Annotated in this window: 25 protein-coding genes and 1 tRNA gene; 5 read left to right on the top strand and 21 right to left on the bottom strand. The window is 40.6% G+C overall.

The window, feature by feature from the left end; translation table 11 throughout:
* Positions 1-266: 266 nt before the first annotated feature.
* Together HF974_03640 and HF974_03635 are read right to left on the bottom strand one after the other, a co-directional pair.
* Positions 267-1,304 (bottom strand): S8 family serine peptidase, encoded by a 1,038-nt coding sequence (locus HF974_03640; GenBank protein ID MBC2697431.1) that lies wholly within the window; start codon positions 1,302-1,304, stop codon positions 267-269.
* A 105-nt stretch (positions 1,305-1,409) separates the two neighbouring features.
* Entirely contained in the window at positions 1,410-1,706 is a 297-nt protein-coding gene (locus tag HF974_03635; GenBank protein MBC2697430.1) for a hypothetical protein, read from the bottom strand.
* Between the two features lie 730 nt (positions 1,707-2,436).
* Here HF974_03635 and HF974_03630 point away from each other — a divergent pair.
* The 3 genes from HF974_03630 (at position 2,437) to HF974_03620 (ending at position 3,502) form a co-directional block, all read left to right on the top strand.
* On the top strand, positions 2,437-2,709 hold the full coding sequence (locus HF974_03630; protein MBC2697429.1) for a hypothetical protein: 273 nt from the start codon (positions 2,437-2,439) through the stop codon (positions 2,707-2,709).
* Between the two features lie 390 nt (positions 2,710-3,099).
* A tRNA-Gly gene (locus tag HF974_03625) sits at positions 3,100-3,171 on the top strand.
* 136 nt (positions 3,172-3,307) lie between these two features.
* Complete coding sequence (locus tag HF974_03620) at positions 3,308-3,502, top strand: YwbE family protein (protein ID MBC2697428.1); 195 nt, start codon at positions 3,308-3,310, stop codon at positions 3,500-3,502.
* Between the two features lie 30 nt (positions 3,503-3,532).
* Here the strand turns inward: HF974_03620 and fdhD are convergent, their stop codons facing one another.
* On the bottom strand, positions 3,533-4,285 hold the full coding sequence (gene fdhD / locus HF974_03615; protein ID MBC2697427.1) for a formate dehydrogenase accessory sulfurtransferase FdhD: 753 nt from the start codon (positions 4,283-4,285) through the stop codon (positions 3,533-3,535).
* A 215-nt stretch (positions 4,286-4,500) separates the two neighbouring features.
* On the opposite strand from fdhD, the gene HF974_03610 reads away from it, so the two are divergent.
* Together HF974_03610 and HF974_03605 are read left to right on the top strand one after the other, a co-directional pair.
* Positions 4,501-5,181 (top strand): RNA ligase partner protein, encoded by a 681-nt coding sequence (locus HF974_03610; protein MBC2697426.1) that lies wholly within the window; start codon positions 4,501-4,503, stop codon positions 5,179-5,181.
* Positions 5,182-5,184: 3 nt separating this feature from the next.
* Complete coding sequence (locus HF974_03605; GenBank protein ID MBC2697425.1) at positions 5,185-5,481, top strand: hypothetical protein; 297 nt, start codon at positions 5,185-5,187, stop codon at positions 5,479-5,481.
* A gap of 14 nt (positions 5,482-5,495) precedes the next feature.
* On the opposite strand, the gene recQ is transcribed toward HF974_03605, so the two are convergent.
* From recQ to HF974_03515, 18 genes are all read right to left on the bottom strand, one after another.
* The gene (recQ, locus tag HF974_03600; GenBank protein ID MBC2697424.1) at positions 5,496-7,637 is read right to left on the bottom strand and encodes a DNA helicase RecQ; all 2,142 of its coding nucleotides are present in this window, start codon (positions 7,635-7,637) and stop codon (positions 5,496-5,498) included.
* A gap of 539 nt (positions 7,638-8,176) precedes the next feature.
* A complete protein-coding gene (locus tag HF974_03595; protein MBC2697423.1) occupies positions 8,177-8,827 on the bottom strand; it encodes an adenosylcobinamide amidohydrolase in 651 nt (216 codons plus the stop codon).
* Positions 8,811-9,596 carry a heme ABC transporter ATP-binding protein gene (locus HF974_03590; protein MBC2697422.1) on the bottom strand — a complete coding sequence of 262 codons (786 nt, stop codon included), beginning with the start codon at positions 9,594-9,596 and terminating at the stop codon, positions 8,811-8,813. Before HF974_03590 ends, HF974_03595 begins: the two co-directional genes overlap by 17 nt.
* Positions 9,589-10,659 (bottom strand): iron chelate uptake ABC transporter family permease subunit, encoded by a 1,071-nt coding sequence (locus HF974_03585; protein ID MBC2697421.1) that lies wholly within the window; start codon positions 10,657-10,659, stop codon positions 9,589-9,591. The genes HF974_03590 and HF974_03585 overlap by 8 nt, the downstream gene beginning before the upstream one ends.
* A 12-nt stretch (positions 10,660-10,671) precedes the next feature.
* Positions 10,672-11,727, bottom strand: coding sequence for a cobalamin-binding protein (locus HF974_03580; protein ID MBC2697420.1), 1,056 nt, complete (start codon positions 11,725-11,727; stop codon positions 10,672-10,674).
* A gap of 210 nt (positions 11,728-11,937) precedes the next feature.
* On the bottom strand, positions 11,938-12,396 hold the full coding sequence (locus HF974_03575) for a winged helix-turn-helix transcriptional regulator (protein ID MBC2697419.1): 459 nt from the start codon (positions 12,394-12,396) through the stop codon (positions 11,938-11,940).
* A 363-nt stretch (positions 12,397-12,759) separates the two neighbouring features.
* Entirely contained in the window at positions 12,760-12,993 is a 234-nt protein-coding gene (locus HF974_03570; protein ID MBC2697418.1) for an addiction module toxin, HicA family, read from the bottom strand.
* Positions 12,990-13,214, bottom strand: coding sequence for a type II toxin-antitoxin system HicB family antitoxin (locus HF974_03565; protein MBC2697417.1), 225 nt, complete (start codon positions 13,212-13,214; stop codon positions 12,990-12,992). Before HF974_03565 ends, HF974_03570 begins: the two co-directional genes overlap by 4 nt.
* 280 nt (positions 13,215-13,494) lie before the next feature.
* Positions 13,495-13,737 (bottom strand): CopG family transcriptional regulator, encoded by a 243-nt coding sequence (locus HF974_03560; protein ID MBC2697416.1) that lies wholly within the window; start codon positions 13,735-13,737, stop codon positions 13,495-13,497.
* A gap of 106 nt (positions 13,738-13,843) precedes the next feature.
* Positions 13,844-14,530, bottom strand: coding sequence for an alkaline phosphatase family protein (locus HF974_03555; GenBank protein ID MBC2697415.1), 687 nt, complete (start codon positions 14,528-14,530; stop codon positions 13,844-13,846).
* 173 nt (positions 14,531-14,703) lie between these two features.
* On the bottom strand, positions 14,704-14,907 hold the full coding sequence (locus HF974_03550) for a hypothetical protein (GenBank protein ID MBC2697414.1): 204 nt from the start codon (positions 14,905-14,907) through the stop codon (positions 14,704-14,706).
* A 215-nt stretch (positions 14,908-15,122) separates the two neighbouring features.
* The gene (locus HF974_03545) at positions 15,123-17,426 is read right to left on the bottom strand and encodes a hypothetical protein (protein ID MBC2697413.1); all 2,304 of its coding nucleotides are present in this window, start codon (positions 17,424-17,426) and stop codon (positions 15,123-15,125) included.
* A 231-nt stretch (positions 17,427-17,657) separates the two neighbouring features.
* Positions 17,658-17,858, bottom strand: a complete 201-nt coding sequence (locus tag HF974_03540) for a hypothetical protein (protein MBC2697412.1) — start codon at positions 17,856-17,858, stop codon at positions 17,658-17,660.
* A 354-nt stretch (positions 17,859-18,212) separates the two neighbouring features.
* Complete coding sequence (locus HF974_03535; protein ID MBC2697411.1) at positions 18,213-18,668, bottom strand: DUF2703 domain-containing protein; 456 nt, start codon at positions 18,666-18,668, stop codon at positions 18,213-18,215.
* 612 nt (positions 18,669-19,280) lie between these two features.
* Positions 19,281-19,487: a hypothetical protein gene (locus tag HF974_03530; protein ID MBC2697410.1), complete on the bottom strand. Its 207-nt coding sequence runs from the start codon at positions 19,485-19,487 to the stop codon at positions 19,281-19,283.
* Between the two features lie 572 nt (positions 19,488-20,059).
* Positions 20,060-20,500 carry a hypothetical protein gene (locus tag HF974_03525; GenBank protein MBC2697409.1) on the bottom strand — a complete coding sequence of 147 codons (441 nt, stop codon included), beginning with the start codon at positions 20,498-20,500 and terminating at the stop codon, positions 20,060-20,062.
* Between the two features lie 20 nt (positions 20,501-20,520).
* Positions 20,521-20,991 carry a hypothetical protein gene (locus HF974_03520; GenBank protein MBC2697408.1) on the bottom strand — a complete coding sequence of 157 codons (471 nt, stop codon included), beginning with the start codon at positions 20,989-20,991 and terminating at the stop codon, positions 20,521-20,523.
* A gap of 589 nt (positions 20,992-21,580) precedes the next feature.
* The gene (locus HF974_03515; GenBank protein MBC2697407.1) at positions 21,581-21,928 is read right to left on the bottom strand and encodes a hypothetical protein; all 348 of its coding nucleotides are present in this window, start codon (positions 21,926-21,928) and stop codon (positions 21,581-21,583) included.
* Positions 21,929-22,107: the final 179 nt, after the last annotated feature.

The following is a 22,107-nucleotide window of genomic DNA, read 5'->3' as shown; positions in this document are numbered from 1 at the left end:
CCTCAGTAGCTGACATTTTTACTGTTATGTGTATACCGCTGTTGATTATGAATAAGAAGAACCAATGCAGCACTTATATGTTGATGATACTTGTTGATACGTCATCTGCTTCTGGTTTTCAATTACTTGAAGACATGACCAAACTGTTTGGTGACGCTGTAACACCAAAAAGTGTTGGCTACTGAAAGAACCATACAAAAATAAATATATCACGAAAAAAAGGTTGGAGGGTTATTTCCCTCCTATGTTATTACTAAACTTTACTTCTATGGGGTCGGTATCGTTGCGATTGCTTCGTCTGCTTGTATTATGCCCGCTCCAGTTGCATCTGCGGCCCAGCAGAACGGATAGATTCCTCCACATGGCCATCGGACATAGTTGAAGGCAAATGGAGATTCAAGCATTGCCGTAGGCAGGGGTGTTGATGTATTTTTGAGGATATCTTCGACATCTTTCTGCGTCAAGGTTGGGTCTTTCTCTAGCATCAGGGCTACGACTCCAGATACGTGGGGAGTTGCCATACTTGTGCCGCCACAATACCAGTAGTTTGGTGGTGGTGCATTTGGATTCCAAGGACTACCTTGAGCCCACCAGGGAATATGCCGATATCCGGAGTTACCTGGATATGGATATGGACCGAGAATCCAGCTTCCGGGAGCTACAACGTCCAATTTTACATCTTCGTATGGGAAAGCAGGATTGACATACTCTCTGCTACTGAAAAAGGAAATGTATGATATTTCGTCTGTTATGTTTTCAGCAACGTCTTGGTGCCACCATGCTTGCGGTATTTGCGGCCATGGTTTCCATTCACCAGTTCCAGGATATTTGGGATATCCATCCTCATCTACTCCCATACCCCAGCCGCTTGAACCGACACATATAACTTCTGGATATGCACCAGGCCAGTATAAGAACCATGTGTCAGGATCAGCTGGCCACCCCATGGGTTTGCCATTGTTTCCGGCAGCTGCCACAACAATTACTCCGTTCTTTATTGCGTGATTAATTGCATCCTTTATTGATTGACTTGGTTCAGTATCACCGAGGCTCAGGCTTATGACAATCTTGATATCTTCGCTTTCTGCCAGGTCAGCGATGTAGTTGATGCCCGCAGCAACCATTAGATCGGTTCCGTATACCTTTCCGTCTAAGCTTTCATAAGTGTTTAGAACCTTCACAGGAATTATCTTTACCTTAGGAGCAACTCCTCTAATATGTTCTCCATAATAACTGTATCCTATTATCGTGCTGGTTATGTGGGTGCCATGACCAAGTTTTCCAAGGAACGTTGTTCGATGCACAGTGCCACTGTATATAAGTTCGTCTGTTTTTTTGTCTTTGCGGACGTTTTCACAGAAGCCTATGCCGTACTTTGTAGCAATCCTCTCCTCTGGGAAGTAATTTCTTCAATTTGCAACGAGTCCGGTGTCTAGCACTGCAACGTAAATGCCTTCCCCGTCATACTCTGTTTTCTCAACATCAAATATGTCAAGGTCCCAAGCCAATGTACCATTACTTAAGTCCGGGGGGAAATCTGCGAAGTTTGGTGTTTCGGCGGGGTAATCGTCAGGTAAATATATTTCATTAGGGTAACTCAACAAAGTTCGATCTGATGGTGGAGTTGGCGATGTCGCTGCAGCGGAGCCTATTGCTACGCTCACGATTGCCAAAACTGCTATAGCAATTACATATTTTCTTTTCATTCTATCAATACTCCCTTTATGAGTCACCTATACCCCGGAATTAATTCCCAGGCCTGTAAATAATGCTCTACATACTGATTTTGCATCTTGTCCGTATTTACCATTATACTCCATACCACCAGCAACAACCACATTCTATAAAAATTAATCTCTTTTCAACTAAAAATTTATGACTATGTAAAAGTAATCATCTTATTTAATTATTTTTATAATATTTTAGCGTTATATTTTTATAATATTAGTAAATAAAAAATCACCTATTGTAAAAAGTCAAAGCAAATAGATATAATAAACTTTACAATACAAGCTGTCCCAAAACTAATTTACATTATACAATTCAGCCATATTTCATCTCAATTAAGCAATTATTAATTAGAACCTGGATTTCGACATCTTTAGTAACTATGTGTATATGTGTAGCAATTCTTCCTAAAACCTGCATCTTTTCAAGTACTGGTCATGTTTTCAGACCTAAAATTTTAAATACCATAGTTTGAGAAAAAAATGGACATGTGTGTTTTTTATGTCTGGCGAAAACCACAACTGTATGGAAGCCGCAATGGAAACTAATCTGGGCTTTCTTGATGAGGTAGACCTCTCTGATGTTAGCATAGTTGTCATGTTCGATAAATTAAGTACTGGTTAGGCAGAACTTTATTATCTGGACTGGGATCATTTAACTGAAAGTAATACAAGGGTGATGAAAGAGGGATACCCGGCTGCCAGAAATATGGGTGACCCGGAAACACTTTTGGATTTATTAAATTATGCAACAGAAAATTGTGAAGCTGATAATTATATGCTTACAATTTGTGGACACGGTGCTTCATTTATGGGAGTTGCACACGATCATAATCCAAAAGATCGGCTAATTATTCCTGAAATATCGGAATCCCTGGAAAGAGCTGAAGGACCTGGAGCTCACATCCATGGGTACAGTGGGATGGTGGATAAAATGTTCTTTATTTATCTGAACCACCATCGAAAACCAAGATATTTATAGTCATTGACATAATCGATCCAGATTGATTTTAGCAGTCTAAGGACTTATTCCTTGTTATTGATCATTCTACAGGTCTAAAATAAGATATATCCAGTCTTTCCAGTTCTCTGAATTTTATTTATTCAATTTTGCAAACAGAAATTGAAACTGACAATAAAAAATTAAAACTATTCATAATTTTGTGCTTGTATCTCTACATTTTTTATTAGATATCTTTTGGGCATACGAATTATTTAAAAATTAGTATGATCCGTGCATGGTCTGATTGTTTAAAAATTCGAGTAAAAAGATGGTGCTAAATGAAATAAAATTATATAGTTATTCGAAGATACTAAAACATCCGCAACAATTAAATCGAATAAGACTATACATGAAGTACAATTCCATTGTGCACCGATGGTCTAGCGGCTATGACTTGGGCCTTCCAAGCCCACTACCCGGGTTCGAATCCCGGTCGGTGCACTTAAAATTTTGTTATACTCTTATCTTCCGACCACGTTTATGATAGGAAAAATATTATATTTTATCACAAAAAACTGAATGTGGATTCTGTCAAGATGGCAGAGTAGCTCAACAATGTAAAGACTGCGGTGTGATCATGAACGAAAGCAATACCAGAAAAAACATAAGACCAGGATCAAATGTGGGTATTATTTTAAAACAAGATCAAAGGAGCGGGAAAATAACCCAAGGTATTGTAAAAAAAATATTAACTAAGTCTTCACATCATCCACATGGAATAAAAGTCAAATTAGAAGATGGCCGGGTTGGAAGAGTTAAGGAAATCCATTAAAAAGTCAGGACACTGCCCAAATTCTCCAGTTCAACACCCACCAATACGCCATTGATTCGAAAAAACCATCATACTACCTGGAGTTGCTAACCCCACAAGGCAGATACCTGTGCGCCTTGCAGTCTCAATACCACTATTTAAGGGTGCAGCCTTTGTCACCACCATGGGTATACCTACCCGTGCTGCTTTCATTACCATACCAGCCGGCTGTCGTCCTGTAGACAGGATAAAGTGCTCACCCGGATTGAAACCGTCCATTAATGCCTGTCCGATAGCCTTATCCACAGCATTATGCCGCCCCACATCAATGGCATAGGCAATACAACCACCTTGCCTGTCAATAATACAAGCGGCATGGGTGCCCCGGGTCTGCCGGTATATTTCAGATTCCAGGTAGTGAAGCGAACCTTGAATGATGTCAGGATGGAAATGAATATCTGATTCCACCTTAACATCCTCATTATTCTTCCGGTTAACACTCATGCATCCGGATGAGCGGATCTCAAACCCCATATCGAAATGGTCGTTTTGGGTGATTTCAGCATAAATCCTGTTTTCGCTATCAATCCTGACATCCTGGATGTCAGATGCAGCACCGACAAAACCCTCACATACAAGATATCCAACCGACAGTTGTTCAAGCTTTCCTGGAGATGTTAATATGGAAGCTATACGCGCATTATTCACATACAGTTCCACAGTTTCTTCTACCGCCGCAGTAAAACTTGAAGAACGAGCATTATTGTTAATGATCTCGACTGTTTCATATTCCTGCTTATACATAGCACCTATTCCAAAATGTACAGAATTGAACTGCTATATTTATGTATCCTTATTTAACAATGATTGACTATAAAAGTGAATATGACAAAAAAGCATCGTATAAGGAAAGATATCACATATTTTGAATACATGAACAAATATTTTTGAAAGACAGGCAATTCATATAGCAAAACTTTAGTATCTACAACTGTCAATATGTTATTGAGTGTTCTATTATGTTACGACAGCGATTTGTGCTTGATACCAGTGCATTGACAGACTCTGCAACCAGGGAGAAGGAAGGGTACAAGACCCTATGTGAAGGGGTTAACAGCATCATGGATATTATTGCAGAGGCCAGATTATCATACGAGCTCAGTTGTTATATACCCTACCCGTCTGTCTATAATGAACTGTGTGGTTTTATCAAGAACAATGGCTGCGAGGATGAAGTGATCGCCAAGATCGATACCTGGCTGGTTAAAAAAACGCCGGACCGCTACGAGGTAAAGATACCTTCAAAGATATTCTATGAATACGTGGATTACATGCGAAGCCGTATCAACAAAGGTATGACAGTTGCAGAGGATGCCATCTGGGAAGCTGCTACCGACTGCTTATTTCTCACATCCAGGGCACAGGATAAAAAAAATATCGAGATAGAAATTGAACGTGATGTCATTGGTAGTGTTGTGAGAAAGTTCAGGGATAAATACCGCACAGCCCTCAGATACGGTATCCTTGACAGCGGCCCTGATATTGATGTGTTGCTGCTGGCCAAAGAACTTGATGCGGCTGTAGTGGCATCGGATATGGGTGTGCAGAAATGGGCGGAACAACTGGGATTAAGGTTTGTAGAAGCAAAGTCCTTCCCTGCCATGATCAAGGAATACCTGCAGCATAAGATAAAGGTGTGAAACATGTATTATTTTGCCATCTCTGTGGCGGCCTTTGTAGTGGTGGCGTTTTTAACCCTGCGGGATATTCGCATATTCAGGCGCACAAAACTGGAATCATACCGGAAAGGTGCAATGAAGGGCATGGCTGCAATGTTTTTGGTGCTGCTGGGAGGAGTCGTTGTGCAGGTCAATCCTGAAATTGGTCTGATACTGGTGTTGATAGGAATGTTCATTAATAAGAAGGGGCAGCGAGAGGATGTGTTCGGCGGGGCCAAAACAGCAGACAGATTCCTGGGAAAAACAGAAATTAAGAATTGAGATACTCCAATAACCTAAACCTGGCATGCGGCTGCCATTACAGTAGCCCGCACAAGTTTAATCTCATTATACATACAATCATCGCCCAATTTCTCCTTGATAGGGGACAGGTATTCGGGTCCAACATCTGATATTGCCTTCTGGATAGCTTGCTGCTTGTATGTATCTACCCACTGATCTATTGAATCGATCTCGCTTGCCAGGATCAGTTTCTCTATATGTGTGATAATGGTACTGGCAGAAAGGTTCCTGGTGTTGGCGATCTGCTGGATAGTCAAACCCTGCCTGTGAAGGTCAAGAGTCTCCTGCTGTGTAGCAGATAACCTGCCATGTACACCCTTGGGTAATTTCAGGCTTTGCACAGGCTTTCCTGCAGTATGATCTTCAATTTCAGCTAAGAATGCATCACCATATTTTTTCAATTTATTCTCCCCCACACCTGTTATGTCCAGGAATTCCTGGTGTGTCCCGGGTAAGTTCGAAGCCATCTGTTCCAGGCTCGCATCTGAAAATATGATATATGGTGGCAGGTTCTTCTTGTCAGCCAGTGTTTTCCTGAGCCGTTTTAACCTGTCGAATAATCCGGTTTCAGCAGATATATTCTCTTGCTTGTGTATTATCTGCCTCTCTTCTGTTGGTTTTACTAAGCTAATCGCCTGGTTTCCATCCAGTATTTCCCTGCTATCATGGTTCAAGGTCAGTAACGGATACCTGATACCCTCAACACGTAACACCCCCTTCTGTATCATTTCCCTGGCAATGACCTGCCACTGTGTTTTGGAATAATCGCACCCTGCTCCATGACTTTTCAGAAGGTTATGGCCTTTAGTAATTATTCTCTTATTCTTTGAACCGATCAGGACATCGATCACATGATTCATTCCGAATCGCTGGTCAAGTTCTTCCACACATACCAGAAGCTTTTGTGCGGCTTTAGTGCCGTCAAAGGTTTCCCTGGGTGAGATGCAGATATCACACTTCCCACAATTTTTTCCACCCATATCCTCACCAAAATATCTTAGCAATACACCACGACGGCAGGTACTGCTCTCGCAGTAATCTGTCATTGCCCTGAGCTGGGCCAATGCAATGTCCTGCTCCTTTTTGCTGTTCTTCTTGTTAATGAAATACTCTATCTTATGACGGTCCCCATGGCTAAAGAACAGGATGCAGTCACAAGCCAATCCATCCCGTCCTCCCCTCCCGGTTTCCTGGTAGTAGCCCTCAAGGTTCCTGGGCAGGTCATAATGTATGACAAAACGCACATTGGGCTTATCGATCCCCATACCGAAGGCAATAGTGGCAACAATGATGTCGGTATCGTCTTTTATGAAACTTTCCTGGTTCCTGGACCGCTGGATGTCAGAGAGGCCGGCATGGTATGGCAGGGCCCTGAACGCGCTTCGTTGGAGCTTTTTTGTTAGTGTATCCACGGTATTCCGGCTCTGGCAATAGATTATACCGGAATTGCCCCTGGACTTTCCCAGATACCTGAGTAATTGAGCGTACGCATCCTGCTTGGGCCAGACCTGGTAGAGAAGGTTGGGCCTATCAAAGCTTGCCATATAGGTATTGCAGCCAGCCAGGTTTAGCTGGCCTGTGATATCCTCCTGTACTTTTGTAGTGGCTGTTGCCGTCAGGGCAATTATGGGAACGTTTGGGAATCTTGACCTCAATGTCCTGATCCTCCTGTACTCTGGCCTGAAATCATGGCCCCATTCAGAGATGCAGTGTGCCTCATCAACAGCGAAGAGGCTGACCTTAGCATCCTCCAATAATTTAAGGGTCTGGGACATTAAAAGCCGCTCAGGTGCCATATAAAGGATCTTGATCTGTCCATCCATGATCGCAGTTGTAATTTCTTCTGCTTTTGCAATTGACTGGGTGCTATTGAGATATGCGGCTGCTATGCCATTTGATCTCAAACTGTCCACCTGGTCCTTCATTAGCGAGATCAGCGGTGAGATGACCACACTCAGGCCTTCCATCAGGAGTGCAGGAAGCTGGTAACATAACGATTTCCCGCCGCCGGTAGGCATTAACACAAAAGTGTCTTTTTTATCCAGTACATCCCTGATAATGTCTTCCTGATGCAGACGAAATTCTGTATAGCCAAAGTATTTCTGGAGTGTTTGGTGCATATTCATACCGAAAATTACTGATTATTTTACAGATAGGTGCTTTTAATTGTGATCTCCAATATGGCATAAGCCTTATATAACTTGCAGCCTAGCGGGGTGAAAGTAATGTTACTATTTAGCAAGGGAGAGGACGCCGGAGTGCAGTGAGAATGACAGGAGACGGGAAGCCCGGAGGGTGGTAAAAAAAGGGGGAGGCGTATATTTGGTTTTTCACTTGAGCAGTTCTTACAGGTCATCTCTACTCAACCCGGTTTGATGAAGAATGTCAAGTAATGTTCCTTTTGCAAGTTCTTTGTGTAGAGGAACTACTGTTCCATAGGTTTCCATAGCGTCAGGAATGGATTGGATTTACCATTATAAGCATCAGCAAGCTGCTTCCACGCTCATTTCTGCCCCTAAAATGGCTTGAAGAGTAAAAATCAATTCACCCGATGGTTTAGTCGACTCCAAAACTTCAGTCAAACGTTGCGACGTCACACCAAACCGCAGCAGAGTTGCGCAGCAGAGTTGCAGCAGAGTTGCGGAGTATAACGATTGAGATAAAAATGCACTCGTTATTCAGATTCATTCCCATCCTCGTTTCTCTTCTCCGTTTTCCTTATCCCCTCTTTAACACATCTAACAACAGTTCCTGTGATCTTCTCACCAAACTCCGTATACGATCCGGCATATTCTATGTACGGTGAGGATTGTTTCGAGTATGCCACTATCACCGCATCAGTGGTAGTTCCTAAAAAATCGTATCCCATTTCCATCAGCGCAAGGCCTTTAGCCTCAGTGGCTGTAATGATCGCACCTGCCATTGCACCTTCGGACAGGGTCCCGTTAACAACAAGAATAATATTGATGGTGCCTGCCCAATTTAGATTTAGATTTTCACACCCATTTTCAGTTATATTTGCCATTACCCTGAAGCCTGAAGGATGAGTGATACCAGCAGTGACAAACGTTGTCAGGTAGTCATCTATCCTCACGCACAGATCGTCCATGTTCACCGCTGTTAGTAGTCCGAAATATGGTCTCCTTATCTGAAGAGAATCAGCCAGTCGGTCCAGATACTGTGCAGGTTCGAAGTGGTTAAAGCCCGGCTGCACCTGATGGTTAAATAGACGATCCACATGCCCGCGACCGCCGTTAATGCCTGAACTAATTGCTTCGAATTCATCCTCGATGACCAGCGTGGAATCTTTAATGTAATGTATCATGCAGCGGCTCCAGTACAGGTATTACATAAAGCGAGTTTGTAATTTCATTTGGTATTACTTTTACCGTAATATTAAATGCACGTTCAATATTAGACGAGGTCAGCACTTGCTCAGGGCTGCCAGCTGAGATCAGTTTCCCGTCCTGGAGAAGACATATCTTATCGCAATAATAGGCAGCAAGGTTCAGGTCGTGGATAACTGCTACCACAACCATACCCTTTCGAGAGGCATTCTTTATAAGATTTAAAATATCGATCTGATTCGTTATATCAAGATGTGAAGTTGGCTCATCCAGAAGCAGGATATTCGGATTCTGTGCAAACGCCCTTGCAATGATCACCCGCTGCAGTTCCCCGCCGCTTAACTGCGTGATCAACCTGTCTTTCAAAAAAAATGTGTTTGTTTTTTCCATAGCATCCCTCACTATATTGATATCCTCAACAGTTTCAGATCCTTTGATATAAGGAGTCCGCCCCATTAACACGATATCTTCCACAGTGAACTCGAAGTTTATTGAGATCACCTGTGAGACAACTGCCACCTTTTTTGCAATCTCTTTGCTTTGCATCTCATTAACATTCGTCCCATCGATAAGAACTGTCCCTGAGATGGGTTCTAAAACCTTTGTTATGGTCTTCAACAGCGTTGTTTTTCCTGAACCATTGGATCCTATGATCCCTACAACTTCTCCTTCACTGGCTTTGAGTGATATATGCTCAAGGACATGCCTGTGTCCATAACCGGCGCTCAGGTCTCGAATCTCAAGCATACAGGCTTTGCCTCCTCTTTCGTAACAGGTATATGAAAAACGGTGCACCGAACATGGCAGTCACGATACCCACTGGTAGTTCGACCGAGTCTATGATAGTCCTGGAAAAGGTATCGCAGAGTACCAGAAAGACTGCACCCATCAGGGTTGAAGCCGGAAAAAGTATCCTGTGGTCGGGACCAACTATTATGCGCATGATATGAGGAATGATAAGCCCCACAAACCCGATGATACCGCTGACAGATACAGCAGCAGCCGTGATAAGTGCGGACAATACCAGCACGTAGCGCTTCACCTTCTCAATATTTATACCCAGGTACTGCGCCTGTTCTTCTCCCAGCAGCATTACATTCAGGCTCCAGGCAAAACGATACAGCACAAGGATACCAAAAATTATCATGACAGATGTGATCTTCACCTTATCCCAGCTTGCTGTCCAGAGTCCGCCCATCAACCAGAAGATTATCTGGTGAGGTGAATGGGATATGAATATGATCAGGGAAGTGAGTGCAGCGAGCAGCGAACCAACTGCTATACCAGACAGTAAGAGTGTATCGACCGGCACTTTACCCCCGATCTTTGATATGTTGTATACTACAAATATTGTGATAACAGCCCCTATAAATGAGAGGAGCTGGACCGGCAGCAGCAGCACAAAAGCAAGTGATGCTCCCAGTGCCGCACCTGATGACATCCCGATAATATATGGGTCAGCCATTGGGTTTTTCAACAATCCCTGCATTGCACAGCCTGCTGTGCTTAAGGCTGCACCCACCAGGGCTGCGAGGAGTACCCTGGGAAGGCGGATATCGCTGATAATGACCTCCTGGCTGTCAGTCCAGGTCTTATCAACTGGATAATACCCGTTCGCCTGGACATTTGCGACGACAGACGGGAATATCTTTCCGGTTATTTCTAATATACTCTCAAATATTTTAGTTACCAGGATCTTTGCGCTGACATCCGGAGAAATACTGGTAGAGCCTATAGCTGTATTGCTGATCACTGCTGCAATCAGGAGTAATGCCAGTATAAGTATAACCGACTTGCCGGGTTTAGCCATGGTAGTTATTTCTTATCTCTCCCGTTTTAAATAAACCATCAATATCATGCCAAGTGCAAGTATCATACCAAAGCCGGGTATCGAAGATGCATCGGATGTGTCATTCGAATTATCTGGAGATGCTCCTTTTTGGGTTTCAGCGGCTTGTGTGGGTGATACGTTCTCCGCGGGCTGGATATCAGGTGCGATAAACCCATGCAGTTCAGCTAACCCCTGGACGATCCTCGGACCTGCCAGCTCGATCGTGTTCGGATCGTCTACAGGATAGACTTTATTATTTTTCACTGCATCCGTTTGCGCCAGTACCTGGTTACCTGTTATGGCTTCCATTATAGTGTATGACCCTCCACCCATGCCTGAACATATTATGATCTGCGGGTTTTTATCAACAACGTCTTCAATACTTATAACTGGCCAGCCTACTACCTCTACTATATTTTTACCGCCAGCCATTTGTATCAGGTCGTCAGGGAAGGAACCTGCACCTGCTGCATACATGGGGTCATGCCAGACGATATAAAGCACTCGGGGCTTTCTGCTGTCTGGGATATATTCGGTTATGTATGTTATATCCCTTATCTGCTGTGTCATATCCGCTGTGAGCGATTCAGCAGCAGCATCGTTTCCTGTGATGTTCCCAACAAGCCGGATGTTCTCAAGAATGTCATCCATTGTTTTTGGGTTTAATGAGACCACTTTGAGGTCCAGGTTCTTCAATGCATTGATCGTTTCCTCGCCGTTGCCGTGTTCGGCAAGGACAAGATCAGGAGACATGTTCACCACTGCTTCGATATTTACGCTCGAGAATCCACCGATCTTGGATAGATTGACAGCTTCAGGAGGATATGTATCATACGTGGTTCCGGCAACTACTCTGTCGCCGGCACCAACCGCAAATAATATCTCTGTGTTACACGGGGACAGGGATACGATGCGCATTGGTGTTTTTTCAATCGTCACTGTGCATCCGAAATTGTCAGTGATATTGATGGGATACGCCAGTGTGGTCGGGGTCAATAATACGGTTACGGTTAGAATAAACAAAACGATATGGGATGTTTTTAGCATTAGTAATTCCTCTGACATCATCTGGAGATTTCATATATAATACTGGTGTTCTGGGTTACAGGTGTTAGCCAAAAAGGGGTCAATACAATGTGGGCGCAGTCAAATGAAAATGTGATTTAATGTATCTCAAGTTAATTACCACTATTGGATCCATCAGTTCTTGATATTTACAGATATCTTCTTCTTGGTCACAGGCACCAGTTTCTTCCATTAAACTGTGACATCTTTCTCCAATAAATATTCATCAACTGTTTTATCTGAGGGTTTTCCATCAATCTCATACAGGAATAATCCTTCTTCACCATCTGTAGATATTACATATTCCCGATTGCCCACTCTCTTAACCTCTACAGCCGACACGCTTCTTAGTGCATCTAACAGGCTGCTTCCTTCTGGTAGTTCAATTGTATCGACTTTAGCAAACTTATCGAGAATATTATACATATTTTTTGATTTGAGCTTGAGTACATGGGTTCTACCGAATTCTTTTCTTTCAATAAGGTCGGCATCTTCCAATATCCTGACATGCTTTGCGGCAACAGGGACAGAGATATTCAATTCCTTTGCCAGTCCTGAAATATGCATCTCAGTATCAGTCAGTACCTCCAGCATATTCATACGGGTGGAGCTTCCCATTGCTTTGAAGACTTTATTATCTATCTGGGTCATAACTGTTATCTTGAATCGAGGTGATATTTAAGTCCTTCTTTTATGACCGGCATGGAATTATTTCAATATTACTTTGGAGGTGTTTGATCAACTACATTAAAGAACTAAAACCAGGACTGTTGAGGAATTAAAATAAAGCTGCCGGGCTTGATATTGATGAATTCGAAGATTTGTTATGATTGGGGGGAGGGTTTCTGCACTTGGGCTATAAACTCCAGACGTCGATTCGCAAAGTCCGGGGCATTGGCGTTGGTGCATGAGGATTTCTATCATTCAATTCTCGTTTTGGATTTAATCGATAAATAAAAGGCACGGAACAAGCTAAAAGTAGGAAGTTTTTAGCATCTTTTGGGGGTAATACTTTTACCTTTTTATAATCTTCTTAAATTCATCCACAGATATTCCCACATCAACTAATATACTTTTAATAATTTTTGGATGCAGGATTTTTCCACTGTGGTAAGCAATAGTTACTCTTTTTCCGTCATTATTTTTGAATATTTTATGACTGCCCGACTGCCTTGATAAATGAAATCCCAATTTTTCAACTATTTTTATCATCTCATTTGCGGTTACCCTTGGCAACTTCTCGCTCATGCAGTTACCTCAAGAGCAACAAGGCTGAAAGAGTTCATCTTTTCAATTACCTCTCCGCTTTCGATGATATCTTCTAAATGCAGGCGGATAGCATCTTTTATATTTTCAAGAGCTTCCTCATAAGTGTCCCCCTGGGAGTAACAACCCTGCAATGCTGGACACATTGCAAAATAGCCATATTCGTCATTTTCTATTACAACAGGGAGCGTATATTTTTCCATTATTAAAATCTCCTTAAAGATTATTGGTTTGGAAAGTATTTAATGATTACATATGTCACTTATACTGACTACTTTTATCGACCGGACTTACCCTCAATATCGTATTTACGTCCATATTTTGGGGAGGATGAATCTTATTCAGGTTCATATGTTTCCATTTTATTTTTAAGTAAATTGTAGTCGCTACTATCAAGTTTTTTCCGTGCTCCAATTTTAGCGTCACAGTTTTAGTTATAGATATTTTCCCGGATGCACAAAATTGAAGATGCAAGCAACCCCCTCACCCATCTTCCTCTTCACGCATTGATTCCACAACGTCTGAAAGTTCAGGATACTTTTCGGTATCTTCCCTGATACTTTCAATGGATGCTTTTATTTTGCTGAGTTCATATCGCCTAATAAGCAGCCGGATAGCCTCGTTAACCGCTTCGGTCCTGTTTCTAAAATAACCTTCTTTAACGATTACATCCAGTTCTTTAGCAAGAAATGGAGTTGTACGTATATTCACCTGAACACTCGTCAATATATCACCTGTGTTACATATGAAACACATTTAATATATCATTTACCCAACATTCTATAATAATTCATCTCGCTCATCTTTGCTATAATTTATATGTCATCTTAATTTATAGGCAAAATGTAATCAAAGGCACAATATTATTTTTTTCGTTGTGTGGAGGGTGGTCACCACAAATCATGATTCCTGTATTCTTCGAGCTTATTGTGATATCCTTTAAGTTCATAGCAAGAATTTCAACCGCTTCTTCGGTACTCTTATTGTCATGATAATATCTATCCAGAATCCTGAAATGTGCAACAGTAAAAACACTCTTTTGTTCTGCTTCGATCAATGCGTCCTTTACCTGGTAGTCGTATCGTACAGCATCCTCCTCTTCTACTTCAACTACTCGATCAACCCTGAATGATTTTGCGCCATTTTTCTCCATAATTACTGCCGACACTATACCCTGCATACTGGCTAACTCCACAACTGAGATGGGGTCTGACGTATAGACATGCCGGGTCTCAAACACTCCGTGGTTGTGAGGATACAGACCCGTAAGGATGGTTGCAATGGCAGGTGTGGTATGCATGGAAACCCCTTTGCACCCTAATACCATGCCATTGAAATTGAAATAGAGTTTATATGTTTCATAGAGGCTCATACCAAGACCATCAACAATTATCAATACCAGTTTATTGCAGTCTTCCAAATCTCTGACTATTGCAGGTATCGGTACACCGTCGGTCTTTGGCAGTGACACATGCAGGATGCTGGCAATTGTAGGAGCCACATCAGTCAGGCTGTACATAATACTAATTTAAATTACTGGTAGTACATAAAGTATAACTTTGTGTTTGTCCGACTCTATCGGACACCCTGGACAAAGTCCAAGGTCTCAAGTCAATCCGACCGAAGGGAGGATTTTCTTGTACGTATCATGCGCCACAATAGTCCCCCGCGCCTGCCTTGTTTCTACAATTATTACAAACTTTTCGACTGATCATGTGTTTCTTCCTTGCCCCCGAATATGAGTGCAGCAAGTGCACCGCCGATGAACCAGATTGCAAGCATGATGATAACACCTATTGTTGCCGAGTATAGGTCGGTCATTGCCCCGATAAGCATGGCAATTAGACCGAAGGCGAATATTAAACCGCCCAAGGCTTTTCTCCTGCTTTGGTCCATATTTTTACCTCCCCTGGCTTTCCCTGGTTTTATAGGTATGGTTAATTCATTGGGGGCAGGGGGTACTTATTATTTACTGTGGGGGCGGAGTGATGGTGGGTATATTGTTGGATGTCCATGCATTGCAGATTGTTTTCCTATGAGGATACTGCAAAGGGGGCTCTTGAAGGTGGGGGCACAAAATTGTTTGGATTGAAAACAAATAATACAATTTGCTATAAAATTAAAAGGTAGAACATTAATGAAAGGAAAAATAGTATCCCCCATAAAATACAATTCCCCTTAATAATATCTCTGCCTTCAAATGGGTATATCGGAAATAAACTAAAAGTAGCATAAGCTAAATTGGGCATAGCACCTGTAAATACTAACCATTTAAAATCAGGGAAATAATTACTAAATAACAATAAAAAAAACCCCATGGTTAAATTAAATATTGCTCCTGAGGATGCAGCAATAGCTTCTTTAAAAGAATTATCAATTAAGTTTGAAATTCTTGTCCCTCCTGCAGCTGTAATTACAAAGCCAAACCATCCTGAAATTATAGTAACAATAGCTCCAAAGAAAGATATTTTGAATATTGATTTTCCACCTAAGCTATTATGTGATATTTTTATAGCAAAATCATGACCAATTTCCGCCAACATTGCAAAAAAAGCCAACGAAACTATAAATAGTAAAGGTTTTATTCCAAATTCAGATATATGAGTCTCCCGACAAGCTTCTAATGAAAATGCAAGAAAGAGAATTCCTCCAGCTAGAATAAGCCTAATGATTTCTATATGTCTTTCAACTTTAATCTCATTATTTTGAGACCACTTTTGCATCATGTCAACACTAAATAATTTCGCCCATAATTTGGCGAGTGTGTTCAGCAGGCATTTAAACTTATTTGTGTGTTCAAATTTCTTATAGATTTTTCCACCAATCGCCCTTAAAAATCCGTTAATTAATTCATCGATTTTTCTCCAATGATAACTTAAACAATTTAATGCAGGATTACCTGGTATTGCTGCTGCTATTCCTACCATAGCAGTTACTCCTGCCGAAACAGCTATTGGAAACACGGGTAATGATGGTTTAGGGGTTGGTGGAATTTGTGGACTGTCCGTAGATGCCCTGTTTGCGTTTGGAGAAATGTCTGATTTGTTTCTAACTACTAATGGATAAGGACTTGAAGTGGAAATGTTGCGTGCGTCGTAAGAACTTTCAAGAGATGATATAACTAAGTAAGTACCTGTAGTCGTGGCAGCATATGTGATTGAAGCTTTGCTAAGAAGTGAACTAACTTTATATGTGGCAACTTCATTACCGTTTGGATCATTTAAATATAAATTAACACAATCAGATGAACCATCGGTCCATGAATTTATTCCAAATACACCAGGTTCACTTACAGTAAGATCATAAAAGATTACATCTCCCTTGATAACATCGGTTGTTGTTTTCTTATTATGTGGTAATAGGGATAATGGATAAGGACTTGAGGTGGAAATGTTGCGTGCAGTATCACCACTTTCAAGAGATGACTTTACTCTGTAATTACCTGTGGTCGTGGCAAAATATGTGACTGAAGCTTTGCTAAGAAGTGAACTAACTTCATATGTAGCTACTGCATCACCGTTTGGATCATATAAATATAAATTAACACAATCAGATGAACCATCGGTCCATGAATTTATTCCAAATACACCAGGTTCATTTACAGTAAGATCATACCAGATTGCATCTCCCCTGATAACGTCGGTTGTTGTTCTTTTATCATGTGGTAATAAAGATAATGGATAAGAACTTGTGGTAGAAATGTTGCGTGCAGTATCAGCACTTTTAAGATATGACTTTACTCTATAATTACCTGTGATCGTGGCAGCAAATGTGACTGAAGCTTTGCTGACAAGTGAACTAACTTCATATGTAGCAACTTCATCACCGTTTGGATCATATAAATATAAATTAACACAATCAGATGAACCATCGGTCCATGAATTTATTCCAAATACACCAGGTTCACTAACAGTAAGATCATACCAGATTGCATCTCCCCTGATAACGTCGGTTGTTGTTCTTTTATTGTGTGGAAATAGAGATAATGGATAAGAACTTGTGGTAGAAATGTTGCGTGTATTATCAGCACTTTTGAGATATGACTTTACTTTGTAAGTACCTGTGGTTACGGCATTATATCTGATTGAAGCTTTGCTGACAAGTGAACTAACCTCATATGTAGCAACTTCATCTCCGTTAGGGTCATATAAATATAAATTAACACAATCAGATAAACCATCGGTTCGTGAATTTATAATAATTAGACCTGGTTCATCAACAGTAAGGTCATACCAGATTGCATCTCCACCAGATAAAGATAGTTCTGCCGATTCACCTTTTACAACAGGAATACTTAAAATAAAAAACAATCCAAAACAAATTATCAAAATAATCCAATTGTTTTTCAGGAATGTATGTAGTCTTTTAAATATTGTATTCGGAAAAGGTTGATTCTCACCTCCATTGTAATACATTTTCAGACTCCTGGTGTATTGAGTAGCGATTATAAACCACAATCTTTGGATATACTTTTATACATTTCTATATACTTTTTGGTGATTTTAATTCTAACGCTGAAAATTATAGATTTCGTTTATCTAAAAAGAATGTGTGTGTCATTATACGGTTACATATGCCACTCAACTTCCGATAAACATTATGCGCCACAATGGTCCTCTGTGCCTGCCTGGCTTCCACAATTATTACTAACTTTCCGACTGCTCAGGTGGTTCTTCCTCGCCCCCGAATATAAGTGCAACAAATGCACCGCCGATGAACCAGATTGCAAGCATGATGATGACACCTATTTTAACTTCATAGAGGTCGGTCATTGCCCTGATGAGCATTACAATTAGTCCGAGGGCGAATATTAAACCGCCTATGGCTTTTCGTCTACTTGGATCCATATTTTTACCTCCCCTGGCTTTTCCTGGTTTTACAGATATGGTTAATTCATTGGGGGCAGGGGGTACTTATTATTTACTGTAGGGGGGGCGTGGAGTTTGGGACATTTTTTTTGGATTATTCATTCGTCACGGACCGCCGGACTGAAGCGCCGAGGCATCCCAGCACGAGTGCATAAGGGATTCTACCGTTTATTTGTTGCTGTGGCTTTGAAAATATAAGGGGCACTAAATCAGTAAATGGAAGTCCATATTAGGTGCTTCTTCGATCAGAAATAACATTGTCGATTGTGTCAGAAGGGCGGGCTTTAATGTTTATCATTGATGTTCCTTCACAAGAAGGTTCACTTTTTCTTGTTATAACAGTTGTGAAGCAGCAGTAAGCCCAGCTTTAATAATCATCTCCGCAGGGATCACTTCAAATACCTGTCCTTTCACTTCAACAGTTCTACACTCGTGAGAACCACAAACATCACAGCAAGGGCTGTGTCCGACCCCACCCTCAATCCAATCCTCCAACAGTCGGTTATTAATCCAAATTCGATTTGACTGTAAAGGATCTTTTTTGAATTTCGAAACAGGAAGTTCTTCCTTTTCCAATACGATTTCAATTCCTAATGGAGCGAGGGATTGCCTGAGGGTGGAAACTGCCTTGTCAAGTTCTTTATCTGTTGATCCACATCTTGGACATGTTTCTCCCTCAAATATCAATCGTTGCCATTTAATTTTCAGGATATTCTTGTTAGTGCCTGTGTCCTGTCCAAAAGTGCTACATCCACAGCCTTTCTGCCATTGTGTTTTTTTCTTGTCCATTTTATTGTCTTCTTTCAGGCTTTTGGAAATCAACTATATCGCTCAACATTGTTGATAAATCCGTGCCCAAACTTTAGCACCATATAAGTTACTTTGGCTAAAGAAGCTTTGCGATTGCACACAACTCCCATTGAGTCAAAAATTACGACGGCACACCCAACCGCAGCAGAGCTGTAGAGTATAGTTATTAAGATAAAGAATTAATTAGTAACAAAGGAGAGTGAAGAAATATGAATAGAATATTAGGAAATATCATAATTGTTTTTGGATTATCAATAACATTTATAGCATTATTATCAATATTATTTTTTTTGGTATCGCCAATATTAATAATGTTCTTTCCTGCTTTTACATTTTGGATATTGTCTGCGTTCAGAATTGAAATCAGTGTTTTATTGTTTATAGTTGGATTAATTATTACAATTATTGGTATAAAAAATAAGATGTCATAGTAGTCACCAGTATTCCCCTTACAATGTACCGGGCCTGTATATTGCGTTACCAAAACATGTAGAAAAAATTGAAAAAGCAAACAAAACCCTCACCCACCACTCAACCTCCGATAAGCATCATGCCCCGCAATAGTCTCCTGCGCCTGCCTTATTTCTGTAATTAATACAAACTTTTCGACTGATCAGATGTTTCTTCTTTGCCAATGAATATGAGTGTAACAAGTGCACCGCCGACGAACCAGATGGCAAGCATGATGATGCCACCTATTGTTGACGAGTAAAGGTCGGTCATTGCCCCGATGAGAATTACAATTAGACCGAGGGCGAATATTAAACCGCCTAAGGCTTCTCTCCTGCTTTTGTCCATATTTTCGCCTCCCCTGGCCTTTTCTGGTTTTACAGGTATGGTTAAATCATCGGGGGCAGGGGGGTACTTATTATTTACTGTGGGGGGCGGGAGGTTGGGACATTTTTTTTGGATTATTCATTCGTCACGACCCCGGATTGTTTCGCAAGATCCGAGGGATCATACTGATGCTCAGTTTAGATAATATTAAAAAGATTTCTTAATCTCCTGACTCGGACAAGCCGAAACCAAACAGGAATGGTCTCCATTTTACAATTTCCGAATTGAAATTGCTTATTTCAATAAACCCTACGGTAATTCAACGTGGTCACGTTGATAACCGATAATTTGTTGTTAGACAGTGAGATATTCTGCTTTTGAGCAGTGAAACTTTTGTAATAAGGCAATGTTCTACCCATCGGTAGTGCTTGGAAATACGCTATTCACATAGAAAAGAGTTTCGAAAAACTACTAAATTTCATCGCTCAGAACTCGCTTCAACTAATGCTTTATAGAATCGATGAAAATTTTCGTGCCAAAAAAACACGAAAATATCTTGTAAGATACTAAATTCCGAATCTCACATAATGAATTCATACTATTCTCACTCCAATATATAGAGGAATAACTTCTCCCGAAGCGTTTCTATTATGCGGTGAATATAAATATATGACCGGTGTCGTCCAAGGATCTATTTTTACACGGCGTAACTTCATAGTGTCATTATCTAAGACAGCTTTGATTGTATATTCTTCTACAATCCTTGGATTATTCATTATTGGTAGTTTGGGATGTTCTATCTTCTCATTTTGATTTAAGTTATATAGTTCTTTAAATATAGACTCATTATCAAAATTGAAAATTTCAACAACTACTTCATGACTATTATTAACATCATCATTGTAAATAATAAAAAGAGGGGTTGATTGCCCCATCAGGTAAAAAGGTAGAATTTTGCTAATATAAGGTACTATTACCATTAATATGACTACTACAATCAATCCTGCAATAATTAGCATCTTCTTTTTATCCATAACTCAATATCTCCTTAAAGTCATACAGTAGCCACTAAAATTTCGAGAGGAATAATTTCTCCTGATGTGCTATAATCTGTTGAAGTATGGTATAAAAATATAGTCGGAGTCGTCCAAGGATCGATTTTTGTCCTGAGTATATCCGTTGTTTCATTGTCTAAGACAACTTTAAATGTATATAATCGAGAATGTGAAGACCACAACACTGGTGGTTTGGGATGTTCTATCCATTCATTTTGATTTAACTTATAAAATTCTTTAAATATAGACTCATTATTAGAATTGAAAATTTCAATAGCTACTTCATGACTATTATTAGGATCCTCATTGTAAATGGTAAAAAGTGGCGTTACTGATCCGTGGTCATCAGGAACTGACACAGGGGCCAAATTTGGGGGATGTGAGGAAATTTGGATAATATTGAATCCTGCTATCACTGATAGAACTAACATAACTATTATTACGATTCCTGCAATAGTCTTTCTCTTCATTTGCATAATTCGTCATATAATGTCATCATGTTAACTGACTATTAAACTTCCGTTCATATTTTTTTGTAAGGGACTCAGTCACAAACTGGTATACCCCGTATAATGTACCGGGCCTGTATCTACCAATTTCTCAGAAGTATTCACCTAACTCGGACAAGCCGAAACCAAACAGGAATGGTCTCCATTTTACAATTTCCGAATTGAAATTGCTTATTTCAATAAACCCTACGGTAATTCAACGTGGTCACGTTGATAACCGATAATTTGTTGTTTGACGGTGAGATATTCTGCTTTTGAGCAGTGAAACGTTTGTAATAAGGCAATGTTCTACCCATCGGTAGTGCTTGGAAATACGCTATTCACATAGAAAGAGTTTCGAAAATATCACTACTAAATTTCATCGCTCAGAACTCGCTTCAACTAATGCTTTATAGAATCGATGAAAATTTTCGTGCCAAAAAAACACGAAAATATCTTGTAAGATACTAAAATACCCCATTCATAAAACAAAACCCTCACCCGCCCCTCAACTTCCGATAAGCATCATGCGTCGCAATAGTCCCCTCCGCCTGCCTTGTTTCTACAATTATTACAAACTTTTCGACTGATCAGGTGTTTCTTCCTTGCCCCCGAATATAAGTGCAGCAAGTGCACCGCCGATGAACCAGATTGCAAGCATGATGATAACACCTATTGTTGCCGAGTATAGGTCGGTCATTGCCCCGATAAGCATGGCAATTAGACCGAGGGCGAATATTAAACCGCCTAAGGCTTTTCTTCTACTTGGGTCCATATTTTTGCCTCCCGTGTTGTTTCCTGGTTTTACAGGTATGGTTAATTCATTGGGGGCAGGGGGGTACTTATTATTTACTGTGGGGGGCGGGAGGTTGGGTTCATTGCCAGTAAAGAGATGCTGAATCATAAGGAATTTAGGCATAGACAATTATAGAGAATATCATGCACTTCAAAGTGGTTCTGGAAGAGGATGAAGAAGTCGGTGGGTATATTGTTAGCTATCCTAGTGTCAAGTCAACATCAAAGTGTCAGATTATGAAGGGAATAGGGCACAATTCTAAAATCAAATTATTTCAATAATAATATTAGACGCAGATTTAC

This window comes from ANME-2 cluster archaeon (assembly GCA_014237145.1).
Taxonomy (GTDB): domain Archaea; phylum Halobacteriota; class Methanosarcinia; order Methanosarcinales; family Methanocomedenaceae; genus Methanocomedens_A.
This window is presented reverse-complemented; position numbering and strand designations above follow the sequence as displayed.